7 protein-coding genes are annotated in these 12,350 nt (G+C 60.5%); 3 read left to right on the top strand and 4 right to left on the bottom strand.

Going from position 1 to position 12,350, the window contains the following annotated elements; genetic code table 11:
• Positions 1-135 precede the first annotated feature (135 nt).
• Together gltA and gltX are read right to left on the bottom strand one after the other, a co-directional pair.
• A complete protein-coding gene (gene gltA, locus ACIGJE_RS19285; RefSeq protein ID WP_311935025.1) occupies positions 136-1,428 on the bottom strand; it encodes a citrate synthase in 1,293 nt (430 codons plus the stop codon).
• A gap of 303 nt (positions 1,429-1,731) precedes the next feature.
• The gene (gene gltX, locus ACIGJE_RS19280; protein ID WP_483678454.1) at positions 1,732-3,162 is read right to left on the bottom strand and encodes a glutamate--tRNA ligase; all 1,431 of its coding nucleotides are present in this window, start codon (positions 3,160-3,162) and stop codon (positions 1,732-1,734) included.
• 218 nt (positions 3,163-3,380) lie between these two features.
• Here gltX and ACIGJE_RS19275 point away from each other — a divergent pair, with 218 nt between their 5' ends.
• Positions 3,381-5,630, top strand: a complete 2,250-nt coding sequence (locus tag ACIGJE_RS19275) for a ComEC/Rec2 family competence protein (protein ID WP_415084011.1) — start codon at positions 3,381-3,383, stop codon at positions 5,628-5,630.
• Positions 5,631-5,672: 42 nt separating this feature from the next.
• Here the strand turns inward: ACIGJE_RS19275 and ACIGJE_RS19270 are convergent, their stop codons facing one another.
• Together ACIGJE_RS19270 and ACIGJE_RS19265 are read right to left on the bottom strand one after the other, a co-directional pair.
• Positions 5,673-7,118, bottom strand: a complete 1,446-nt coding sequence (locus ACIGJE_RS19270) for an HlyD family type I secretion periplasmic adaptor subunit (RefSeq protein ID WP_483678452.1) — start codon at positions 7,116-7,118, stop codon at positions 5,673-5,675.
• Positions 7,115-9,289 (bottom strand): type I secretion system permease/ATPase, encoded by a 2,175-nt coding sequence (locus ACIGJE_RS19265; RefSeq protein ID WP_483678450.1) that lies wholly within the window; start codon positions 9,287-9,289, stop codon positions 7,115-7,117. Before ACIGJE_RS19265 ends, ACIGJE_RS19270 begins: the two co-directional genes overlap by 4 nt.
• A gap of 549 nt (positions 9,290-9,838) precedes the next feature.
• Here ACIGJE_RS19265 and ACIGJE_RS19260 point away from each other — a divergent pair.
• On the top strand, positions 9,839-11,830 hold the full coding sequence (locus tag ACIGJE_RS19260; RefSeq protein WP_367622990.1) for a hypothetical protein: 1,992 nt from the start codon (positions 9,839-9,841) through the stop codon (positions 11,828-11,830).
• A 216-nt stretch (positions 11,831-12,046) separates the two neighbouring features.
• The gene (locus tag ACIGJE_RS19255) at positions 12,047-12,253 is read left to right on the top strand and encodes a TOBE domain-containing protein (protein WP_311935020.1); all 207 of its coding nucleotides are present in this window, start codon (positions 12,047-12,049) and stop codon (positions 12,251-12,253) included.
• Positions 12,254-12,350: the final 97 nt, after the last annotated feature.

The following is a 12,350-nucleotide window of genomic DNA, read 5'->3' as shown; positions in this document are numbered from 1 at the left end:
AAAGGGCGGATCTGAGGATCCGCCCTTTGTTCTTCTAGAGAAAAGGGCGATTTCGCTGAATCGCACTTTTCTCTAACCTTTTGTTTTGACGCGTTTTCTTAATCGAAAAGTCTATCAACTTTTCTGGAAAACGCTCTAGCGGCGCTGGGCTGGTGAAACGTAGTCGCGACGGGCTGCGCCGGTATAGAGCTGGCGCGGGCGGCCGATCTTCTGGGACGGATCCTCGATCATTTCCTTCCACTGGGCGATCCAGCCGACCGTGCGGGCAAGGGCGAACAGCACGGTGAACATCGAGGTCGGGAAGCCCATCGCCTTGAGGGTGATGCCCGAATAGAAGTCGATGTTGGGATAGAGCTTCTTTTCGATGAAGTACTCGTCGTGCAAGGCGATGCGCTCGAGCTCCAGCGCGACCTCGAGCAGCGGGTCATCCTTGTGGCCGAGTTCGTTGAGCACCTCATGGGTGGTGCGCTGCATGATCTTGGCGCGCGGATCGTAGTTCTTGTAGACCCGGTGGCCGAAGCCCATCAGGCGGAACGGATCGTTTTTGTCCTTGGCCTTGGCGATATATTGCGGAATGCGATCGACGGTGCCGATTTCCTGCAGCATCTTGAGCGCGGCTTCGTTGGCGCCGCCATGGGCGGGACCCCACAGGCAGGCGATGCCGGCGGCGATGCAGGCAAAGGGATTGGCGCCCGAGGAGCCGGCGAGGCGCACCGTCGAGGTCGAGGCGTTCTGCTCGTGATCGGCATGCAGGATGAAGATACGATCGAGCGCGCGGGCCAGGATCGGATTGGGCTTGTAGTCCTCGCAGGGGACCGAGAAGCACATGCGCAGGAAGTTGGACGGATAGTCCAGATTGTTCTGCGGATACACGAAAGGCTGGCCGATGGTGTATTTGTAGGCCATCGCAGCCAGGGTCGGCATCTTGGCGATCAGCCGCATCGACGAGATCATGCGCTGATGCGGGTCAGAGATGTCGGTGGAGTCGTGATAGAAGGCCGAGAGGGCACCGACCGAGGCGACCATCACCGCCATCGGATGGGCGTCACGGCGGAAGCCCTGGAAGAAGCGGGCCATCTGCTCATGCACCATGGTGTGGCGCGTGACGCGATAGTCGAAGTCTGCCTTCTGGGCGGCTGTCGGCAGTTCGCCGTAGAGCAGCAGATAACAGGTTTCGAGGAAGTCGCCATGCTCGGCAAGTTGCTCGATCGGGTAGCCGCGATAGAGCAGTACGCCCTCATCGCCATCGATATAGGTGATCTGGGACTCACAGCTCGCCGTCGAGGTGAAGCCCGGATCATAGGTAAACATGCCCGTATGCTTATAAAGGGGCGCAATATCAACAACCGTCGGACCAACGGAGCCGGCCTTGGTTGGCAATTCGATTGCCTTGTCACCAATAGTCAGAGTCGCCGTGTTACCGCTCATGCAATCCTCCTTGTACGGAAATACGCGGTCACGCCTTGGCCAGAAAGGAGCCCCCCGGCTCAAGTAAGGCCTACGTATCGCCGATCCGTCGGTGTTGGGTAGACCATTTGCTGCAATGCCGCAAGAAAGACGAAGAGGTGAACTGTCGGTTCGGCGACAGGCCTGGCAGCAATAGTCCAGGGTGGGGTCGATTGCCCCACTTTGACGCGAAAGCTTTCCAAATCTTTCGCGCCAAAGCTGCGAAAAATACACCTATTGCGTGAAACCCGATGCGCGGGAAACACAATCATGCGGCGCTTGGTCTCAGCCAGCCTGATCCTTCAGCCGGGCCAGGCTTTCTTCGCGACCGAGGACGGCCAGCACGTCGAAGACCGGTGGGGAGGTGGTACGGCCGGTGAGCGCAGCCCGCAGCGGCTGGGCGAGCGAGCCGAGCTTGGCGCCGGTTTCCTCGGCCGCGGCCCGCACCGTGGCCTCGGTCGCACTGGCGCTCCATTCGGTCAAGGCTTCGAAACGCGGCAGCAGCAGGGCGATGGTTGTGCGCGCTTCCTCATTCAGCATGGCCTTGGCCTTGTCGTCCAACGGCAGGGGGCGCGAGACAAACAGGAAATTGGCGCCATCCAGCAGTTCCACCAGGGTCTTGGCGCGTTCCTTCAGGCCCGACATGGCGGCGAGCAATTGGGAGCGCCTGGCACCATTGCCGGCGGCGAGTTGGGCAGCGAGGTCAGGGCCATTGGGAATATGGGGCAGCAACTGGTCGATGGCGGCGAGCAATTCCTCGTCCGTGGAGTTGCGCATATAGATGCCATTGAGGTTTTCGAGCTTCTTGAAATCAAAGCGGGCGGCTGATTTGCCGATGGCACCCGTATCGAAATGCTCGATCATCTCCTTGGTGGTGAACACTTCCTGGTCGCCATGGCTCCAGGACAGGCGCACCAGATAATTGCGCATGGCCGCCGGCAGGTAACCCATGGCGCGATAGGCATCGACGCCGAGTGCGCCATGGCGCTTGGAGAGCTTGGCGCCATCGGGCCCATGGATCAGCGGAATATGCGCCATATGCGGCACCTCCCAACCCATGGCTTCATAGATCTGCTTCTGGCGGGCGGCATTGGTGAGATGATCGTCGCCGCGAATGATGTGGGTGATACCCATGTCGTGGTCGTCGACCACCACGGCCAGCATATAGGTCGGCGTGCCGTCGGAGCGCAGCAGGACGAGATCGTCGAGATCCTTGTTGGCCCAGCGCACGGTGCCCTGGACGTCGTCATGAATGACAGTCTCGCCCTCGGTGGGGGCACGCAGGCGGATCACCGGCTTGACGTCCTTGGGGGCGGTCGCCGGGTCGCGGTCGCGCCAGCGGCCGTCATAGCGCGGCGGCCGTCCTTCCTTGCGGGCGAGCTCGCGCATCTCCTCGAGCTCCTGCTGGGTGGCGTAGCAATAATAGGCCTTGCCCTGAGCGAGCATCGACTCGGCGACCTCGCGATGACGAGCCGCGCGGGAGAACTGGAAAATCGGATCGCCGTCCCAGTCGAGGCCGAGCCAGGCCAGGCCGTCCAGGATGGCGGTGATGGCGGCATCGGTCGAACGTTCACGATCGGTGTCCTCGATGCGCAGCAGCATCTTGCCGCCCTTGGCCCTGGCATAGAGCCAATTGAACAGCGCCGTGCGGCCGCCGCCGATATGGAGGAAGCCCGTGGGGGAGGGAGCAAAGCGGGTGACGACAGGAGTAGACATCGAAGTTGGCAATTCCAAAAGGCAGGGAGAGCGAAGCCAGAGCGAAGCAGCATAGAGGCGGAAGTGTGGAGGCCCTTGGCTAACCCGGATCACATCAATAAGCTTGGGGCTTTAGCACAGGGTTTCATCGGGCGGTAGCGGCGGGGGCGCCTTTGCCTGAGAATGATCGGGGCCGCGCGCGAGTTGGTGTCCTTGGCGGAAAGCCGGGACAGCGGGGATTGGCATTGCCTGGTGGCATGCTGTTCGGGCAGGGGCTGCAGCGGCTGCTGGCCTGGGTGGCAGCCGCGCTTGCAGCCGAGATGGCCGCCTTCGAGCTTGCTCTCGTCGTTCCGATCTTTCTGGGTCTGGGCGTCATTGCCTATTTCGCGGCACCGGAAGAGCCCGGTCTTGTCTTTCCGGCATTTCTTACCGTGGGCATGGCCTGCCTTGCCTATGGTTTGCGAGGGCGCTGGGGGTTGCATGTCGGCCTGGTCTGCCTGACGGCGGTGGGAGCGGGCTTTTGCTCGGCCGAGCTGCGTACGATGAGCGTCGCCGCGCCGCAGCTTTCGCGTTCGATGGCGGGAGCCGTCACAGGCCTCGTCCTTTCGGTCGAGCCCCGCCTGGGCAGCAGTGCCCGCATCGTCATCAGACCGGTCTCGGTGGAGAAACTGGAGCCCGCAGCCATGCCGGCCCGCATACGCCTCACGGTCCGCAAGGGCAGCGAAATCCGTGCCGGCGACAGCGTCAGCCTCAAGGCCGTCATGCGACCGCCCCCGCCACCGGCCTTGCCGGGCGGCTATGACTTTGCCCGCGATGCCTTCTTCGACGGCATTGGTGGCGTTGGCTTCGCAGCAGGCAAGATCTCGCCCGCCGCCAGTCCGGTCGAAGCAAGCTGGGCGGAAGCCTTCACTATCTGGATCGATCGGCAGCGCAACGCTCTGACCCGGCGGATCGTCGAGACGATACAGGGGGAGAATGGGGCGATCGCCGCATCGCAGGTTACCGGCAAGCGCGGCCAGATACCCGGCGATGCCAACGATGCGCTGCGCGCTTCCGGCCTCTACCATGTCGTTTCGATTTCCGGCCTGCACATGGCGCTGTTTGCGGGTGGGCTGTTCGGCCTCATCCGCGCCATGCTGGCCTTGTCGCGCCGCATCGTGCTCTACCGGGGCACCAAGGAACTCGCTGCGCTGCTCTCGCTGCTGCCGGCGGCGGCCTATACGCTGTTTTCCGGTGCCGAGGTCGCGACCGTCCGATCCTTCCTGATGACGGCCATCGTGCTGCTGGCCGTAGCTCTGGGACGCAATGCCATCACCCGGCGCAACGTCGCCCTGGCCGCGAGCTTCGTCCTGTTGACGACACCGGAGCAGCTTCTGGGGCCGAGCTTCCAGATGTCCTTTGCGGCAGTGGCGATGCTGGTGATCGCACATGAGCAATGGAGCCGGCGTAAGCGAGAGAAATCTGCGATGGCGTGGGAAAGGGCCATTGGCGGCGCCGTGACCTTGGTCCTTGCCATGATGCTGACGACGATCGTCGCCTCGCTCGCCACGGCGCCGTTCTCGGCCTTTCATTTCCATCGTCTTACCTTGCAGTCGCTGGCCTCCAACCTGGTCGCGACTCCCATCGTTTCCTTCCTGATCATGCCACTCGCCATGCTGGCGCTGGTGGCCGAGCCGTTCGGCTATGGCGCTCCATTCTGGCAGGCGATGGGTTGGGCGGTCGGCCTGTTCATGCAGGTGGCCCGTTCGGTTGCTACCTGGCCCGGTTCCGACCTCGTGATGCCGCAATTTTCGACCGTTGCTCTCGGATTGTTCGCCCTGACGCTGGTTCTGCTGACCATCCTGCGCACGCGCCTGGCTTTGCTGGCCTTGTTGCCCCTTGGCGGGGGTATTGCCCTGGCCGCGACAGCGCCGCTGCCGGCGGCCTTGTTCGGCGCCAACGGCTATGCGGCCCTCGTTCGCAAGGGCGATCAATTGACCGTGCTCGCGCAGCGGTCCGATGCTTTCACCGTTCAGCAATGGCTGCTGGCCATGGGTGATCGGCGCAAGCCGGAGGATCCCACTCTGGCAGCGCAGCGCCTATGCGATAGGGAAGGTTGTTCCGCGCCTATCGAGGAAGGCGGGGTCTTCATGCTCGACAAGACGGCGAATGCGGCGGAGGAGGATTGCGGGCGCGTCAGCGTCCTGGCCGGGCCGGTTTCGATCGGTGCCCGTTGTGCCGCGCTTGGCCTGACACTGGACCGAGAGCTGATCCGTGCGGCGGGTTCGATCGCGCTCTATGCCGGCCCGCGTGGCGGCGACGGCCGCCTCACCTGGCGCATCGTCATGGCGCGTGACCTCGAGGGGGCCCGTCCCTGGGCTCCGGCCAGAACGAAGCCGGTTGCCAGTGCCACGCCGCCCGCTACGCAGGCTCCGCTTGTCGATTCGCCTCGGGGCTCCCCCATCCCCGACGCAGATCTGGGACCTTCGCAGCCGAACGCTGACGACTGACATATGCCCAGGGGGAAGCGCCTGGGTTCTCCGCGCCGCGGATCAGCGCTCGCGCATCGCCTGGGACGACACCTCGACAAGGGGCGAGAAGAGATATTCCAGGACACGCCGGCTGCCGGTCTTGATCTCGACGCTTACCGTCATGCCTGCTCCGAGCGGCACCTTGTTGCCGTCTGCTGCAATGAAGGTGGTCGAAGGAGTGAGCGTGACGGGATAGACGAGTGCCTGAACCCTCGAAGCGCCGGCAAACATATCCTGCTGTCGGATGGCCTGCGTCGGGTCGCCTTCGGCGCGCTGGGCTTCCGGCGCAGGGATGGAGTCGGCGGCGACATGCGTCACGAGGCCGGAGATCGTACCGTAGCGGGTGAACGGGAAGGCCTCCACCTTGACGATGGCCTCCTGGCCCTTATGGACGAAAGCGATGTCCTTGTTCTCCACATAGGCTTCGATTTCGAGCGTGGCATTGGCTGGGACCACCCGCATCAATTCCTGGCCTGTGGTCACGACCTGGCCGATGGTGGTCACGGAGACGGACTGTACAGTGCCGTCAATCGGGCTGGTCAAGGTCTTGTGTTCGAGGCTCGCCTTCGCCTTGATCAGGCGATGGCTGAGGTCATCGGCCTGGCGTTCGGCATTCGCCTTTTTCTGGGAGTTGTCGCTGATGAAGGCATCCCGGATCTTGGTGGCTTCAACCGTGAAGGTGACCATCTCGGCCTTCGCCTGCTCCAGCCAGCCATTGTTGGCGGCGAGGGCGGATTTTTCCGACTGGAGAGCCTGGAGCGCGTCAAACAGGTTCGTGCGCGTGCCGGCATTCTTCTCCATCAGCGTGTTTCTCATGTCGACCCGGCTCTGCAGGGTCTCTATCAGGGTCGCCTGGGAAGTCGTGGTGGCGATCAGCCGATCACGTTCCGCCGTCTTCACCGCCTTCTTGGCAGCCAAGCTGTTCAACTCGGCGCGCAGGCTTGCCAGGTCATCGCGCAGCACCTGTTCCTCGCGTGCACGCACATTGGCGGGAATGGTCTCGGGCCATGGGATGGCGGGGGCTATATCGACGATGTTCTCCTCCGCAGTTTCGATCGCTGCCCGTCGGCGCAAGGCTTCGGCTTGATAGGCGGCCAGGCTTGCCGCGATGTTGCCGACGTCGGCCTCGGTCTCGACGGTGTCGAGTTCAACGAGGATGTCCCCGGCCTTCACATGCGCGCCATTGTCGACCCGGATCGCCCGAATGCGTCCTGTTTCCAGAGGCTCGATGGTCTTGATCTGGCCGATCGGCCGGATCTTGCCGGCAGCGACGGCAAAGATGTCGATCCGGCTGAAGTAGGACCAGGCCAGCGCGCTGGCAAGGAAACCGCAGATCAGCAGCAGCAGCGCCAGCCTTGCCGGAGACGCCGGGGTTTCCAGAATTTCGAGCGCCGCCGGCAGGAACTCCTGATCGGATCGCCGCGGTGTGGGCCGCTTGCGTGCGGTGGAGAGTGAGGCGGTACTCACGATACGTCCTCCCCACTCGCCTGGCTGGTCTGCAGCGCCCACAGATGAGCATAGAGACCACCTTTTCTCGCCACCAATGCGTCATGCGTGCCGATCTCGACAATGCGCCCATCGGCCATGCTGATGATGCGGTTGCAGTTCCTGACGGCGGCAAGCCGGTGGGCGATGATGATGACCGTGCGCCCCTTGACGATCTGTCGCATGTTACGATGGATGACACGCTCGCTCTCATAGTCGAGGGCGCTCGTGGCCTCGTCGAAAATGAGGATCGGCGGATTGGTTGCCAAAGCACGGGCAATGGCGAGGCGCTGTCTTTGCCCACCCGAGAGATTGGCGCCGCGTTCCTCGATGATGGTCTCGTAGCCGCTCGGCAGCTTGCTGATGAATTCGTCGGCGCCGGCAAGGCGTGCGACCTGCATCACTGCGCCGCGTGACATCGTTGGATTGGCCAAGGCGATATTGTCGTGAACCGAACGGTGAAACAGCAGGTTTTCCTGCAGGACCACGCCGATATTGCTGCGCAGCCAAGCCGGGTCGACCTGTGAAATATCGGCTCCGTCGAGAAAGATCTGTCCCTCTACCGGCGTGTAGAGACGCTGGATCAGCTTGGTCAACGTCGATTTGCCCGAACCCGACGGACCGACAATGCCGATCACCTCGCCCGGATTGATCTGCAGGGTGATGGTTTTGAGAACTTCCGGCAAACCGGCTCTGTAGCGGAAGGATACGTTCCGGAAGGCAATCTGTCCGCGCGGCGTCGGCAACGCCAACGGCATCCGGGGTGAATGTTCCGGAACGGTGTTGAGAATGTCTCCCAGTCTTTCGATGGAAACCTGCACCTGCTGGAAATCCTGCCACAACTGCGATAGGCGCAGGATGGGTTGCATCACCTGCCCGGAGATCATGTTGAAAGCAACGAGTTCGCCTACCGTGATCTCGCCGCGGATCACGGCCATGGCGCCGAAAAAGAGCAGGGCGGCCGTCATCAGCTTGCTGACATATTGAATGGCGTTCTGGCCGATGCTCGCCAGGAGCGTTGCATCGAAGGCCGTGCGGACATAGGCGGCGAGCCGCTCCTCCCATTGCGACTGCGTTGCCGGCTCGACGGCCGCGGCTTTGAGCGTCTGGATGCCCACCACGGTCTCGACCAGGAATTGCTGGCTTTCGGCTCCCGTGTTGAACTTCTGCTTGACCTTGTCTCGCAGATGCGGACGCACCAGCAGGGTGATGATCAAATAGAGCGGGATCGCCGCGATGACGATCAGCGTCAGCTTCCAGGAATAGAGGAAGAGAACGGCGATGAAGATGAAGGTGAAGAACAGGTCGATCGCCGAGAACAGGCCCTGGCCTGTCAGAAAGGAGCGTATCGTCTCGAGCTCCCTCACGCGGGCGACGGTCTGGCCTGCCGCCCTGGTCTCGAAATAGCCGAGCGGCAAGCGTAGCAGGTGATGGAAGAGGCGGCGGCCAAGCTCGACATCGATGCGGCTCGTCGTATGCGAAAGGACATAGGTGCGCAGATATTGCAGCGAAACGTCGAAGACACCGATGATCACCAGGCCGAGGACCAGCACGAGGAGCGTCGAATAGCCCTGATGCACCAGGACCTTGTCGACGATCACCTGGAAGAAGAGCGGCGTGATCAGCGCGAAGATCTGCACGAAGATCGATGCGACCAGGACATGGGCCAGTGGCTTGCGGTAGCGCCAGATCGAGGGCAAGAACCAGCGTAGGCTGAAGGCTTTTGGATCGATGCCAGGGCCCTTGAGACGGCGGGCGACCAAGATGACCTCCGGCTCGATCTGATCGAGCAGGTCTTCCACCGACACGCCGCGTGCCACGCGCGTGACAGGATCGACCAACCGATAGTCTCCGGAGGCCATCAAGCCTCCATAGATGGCATGGGGCCCCTCCCGCAGCTTGACGATGGCCGGCACCGGAATGGACTGCAGGCGTTTGGCCTTGGCCGCATTGATGGTGCGAGCCTTGAGACCGACGATGGCTGCGGCTCGAACCAGATCGACATTGGTGCTCTCTCTGTTTCCCAGCGCAAGCTCCCGGCGCATATGCATGGGATCGGCTGCAATTCGGAAATAGTTTGCCACACCGCATAGCGCAGCGAGGCCGGAGTCGAGTTTCTCTGGCTCTCCCGTGCTCTGTGATATTTCGTTCATGAGTGGAAGACCTCGGGCGACCTAGTCGCAAGTGCTCGCAGTGGCAAGGAACGCAAACTAACCGACCATCATCAATTCAACCCGGATTTAATCTTACGACCAACTGACAACGCCGCCGTTGCGACAGTGCGACGATTTTACAGTACATTACAAAGAAAGATCGTTAAAGGACCAAATCATTAATTGGCAGGCAGGTCTGTATAAATGACAAATAAGGGTTTGGGCGTTTTTGCAATGAATTTCAATGTTCTATAATATTTTTATAATAAATTTTAGTTTTAAATATGATTGTGAAAATCTTTTCAAGGAAAAATTTTGATAAATTAGACTAAATATCCAGCGTAAATTTCTATTATAAAAATCGTGTTTTGTTTTTGGGGCGAATATTGCTCTGGCTTGAAAATATTTTCATGGAGATCGAGTAAAGCCATCGCATGGATACCAGACGTCATGTATGCTCGCGATCGTTCTCACTGCCAAGCCGATAAGGTGAAGTGGCTTGGATGTCAGGTATTCCATCGCTAACTGAGCGCAGGCCAGGAATTCTCCATGAGCAACATTGTACTTCCAACCGGTATCACCCATGACAGCGTTTTCGCGACGGGTGCAGCAGGAAGCACCTACAAGGTAAATTTGGATTCCTACATTATTTCCGCCGACAGTCTGGGGCTCCAGCTCGACGGCGGCCCCTGGACTGTAACGATCAATGGCGGGGTTAGCGGCCTGCAAGGAGACGGCCTTGCCGTGAACGCGCCGCCCACGAGCACCCTTGTAACGACAAAGGTCAATGTGGGAACGGAAGGCTCCATCTACGGTTCCCTCTACGGCATCGGGACAAATGCGGCCTTGGATGTCGCGAATTCAGGAATTATCCGAGGGGATGCGGGGGCCATCTATTACGTCGGCGATTCAGGCAGCAATCTCTATTCCAACGCAAAAATCTCCGTAAAGAATCTGGCAGGCGCGACCATTTCTGGTGGCGATTTCGGAATCTATAATAACAGCGCTGCGACATTGACGGTGACGAACGCCGGGACGATCTCTACGGATAGCGGTTATGCCATTCGGTCCGGCGGGCTTGGCAGCATTACCAACAGCAAGCTGATTCAAGGCGACATCGGTCTCTTTGGCGGGGCTCCGCTGAATTCCCTGGGAGTCCCGACCGCCGGCAATACCGTCACCAATACCGGAGAGATCGATGGTTCGATCCTGATCAACGAAGGCAAGAATGTCGTTACGAACTCGGGCATTGTAATCGGCAATGATCAGCTCCTGACTTTCGCAGACGATACTCAGCGGGATGTCCAGGTTTCGATAGGCCTTTGGCAAGGCAACAGTACCATCAAGAACTCAGGAAAGTTGTACGGAACGATACTTGGAAGTTTGGGAGCCGACGTCATAAGCAATACGGGGTTGATCGTCGGCGACACGGCCTATGGCTACGATGCTGGAAGCGAACAGTATTTCCAGGGCGCGTTGGACCTCGGTGCCGGCAATGACAGCCTTACCAACGGCAAGGAGATCGATGGCGCCGTCTGGCTGGGTACGGGAGATGATACGGCGACCAACACCGGCGTGATCTACGGTTTCATCTCGGCTGGCAACGGCAACGACAAGATCACCAATTCGGGCAGCGTCGACGGCATCGATCTGGGCGAGGGGGTCAACACCCTCACCAACAGCAAGACGATCTATAGGGGTGTCTATGGTGGCGATGGCGGTAATACCATCACCAACAGCGGTACCATCTACGGCAATGTCCAGACCGGAGCTGGCAACGACAAGTTCACCGAGTCCGGTGCCGGTCTGGTGACCGGCGACTTCTATTTGGGGGCGGGCAACGATACCTTTGTCGGTGGTGCCAGTGTCGAATATGTCCACGATCAGGCCGGCAACGACATCTATGGCCTCGGTGCGGGCAATGACGTCTATTTTGCCTCGAACGATGGCGGTACCGACAAGGTGGATGGCAGCACCGGGATCGACGTCTTCACTGTCGATCCCGCTACGACCGACCCGCTCAATATCAATCTGGGCATCACGGCGGCTCTCGGCCTGAATGCTCAGACCGCAACCTTCGGCACATCCGGCGGCAGCGAGAATGTGAAAGGCTTCGAGATCGTGTGGGGCACCGCCGGCAACGACACCATCGTCGGCGGAGCGATAGCGGAAACACTGCACGGCAATGACGGCAACGACATTATCGCCGGCGGCGTTGGAGCCGACATCCTTTGGGGGGAGGGCGGCAACGACATCTTCAAACTGCTGGGCGTCAAGGACAGCGGATTGACCCGTGCGGCAACCGACACGATCATGGACTTCACCCAAGGCGAGGACAAAATCGACCTCAGTTTTCAGGAGTTCCACAGCCTGATCGCCAATAGCGATTTCACCGGCTCGTCGGGTGAACTGCGTTATATCTTCCAGGGTGGGCAGACCATGCTGCAGGGCGATATAAATGGTGACAAGAAGGCGGATTTTCAGATCGCGATCCAGGGCACGGTCAATTTGCAAAGCAGCGACATCATCGGCCTCACCTGAGCGTTGGCTGCATCGCGTCTGAGCGAGAAGGTGGCGGCCCCATGGGCCTCCGCCCGCAATTTTCGGGGTAACGATCGCGCGTTTTGAGGCGGTTACCCCGATCGTACCCGCCGTCTGGAAGGGGCCACCGCCACGCTAATTTCACCAGTATTTGCCGGTGGACATTGCTTCAGGAATGATGATGATCGCGTCTTTCGCGTCGCCAAGGGAAGTTTCATGAAAATCAGCGCCCGCAACCAGATCAAGGGCACGATCAAGAGCGTGACGAAGGGGCAGACGACCTCCCACATCCAGCTCGAGGTCAACGGCACCATCATTACTGCGTCGATCACCAATGAGGCCGTCGACGACCTCAATCTCAAGCCCGGCCAGAATGCCTATGCCGTCATCAAGGCCTCAGACGTCATGATTGCTGTCGACTGACCTGTCTTCCCGGTTCATGACGACCTTCGGCGGTGCTCGGGCGAATAGTGGTTCGAGCACTCCTGGTTGCCTGGTGTCGAGCGGATTAGCCTGCGAT

Source organism: Labrys sp. E2SS-1L (assembly GCF_057073705.1).
The sequence above is the reverse complement of the archived record's forward strand: the minus strand, read 5'-3'. Positions and strand labels throughout refer to the sequence as shown.

Bases quoted from the DNA above. Each gene is read 5' to 3' on its own strand.
- ACIGJE_RS19265 (WP_483678450.1), bottom strand. From the start codon at position 9,289: ATGAACGAAATATCACAGAGCACGGGAGAGCCAGAGAAACTCGACTCC.
- ACIGJE_RS19255 (WP_311935020.1), top strand. From the start codon at position 12,047: ATGAAAATCAGCGCCCGCAACCAGATCAAGGGCACGATCAAGAGCGTG.
- ACIGJE_RS19260 (WP_367622990.1), top strand. From the start codon at position 9,839: ATGAGCAACATTGTACTTCCAACCGGTATCACCCATGACAGCGTTTTC.
- gltX (WP_483678454.1), bottom strand. From the start codon at position 3,162: ATGTCTACTCCTGTCGTCACCCGCTTTGCTCCCTCCCCCACGGGCTTC.
- gltA (WP_311935025.1), bottom strand. From the start codon at position 1,428: ATGAGCGGTAACACGGCGACTCTGACTATTGGTGACAAGGCAATCGAA.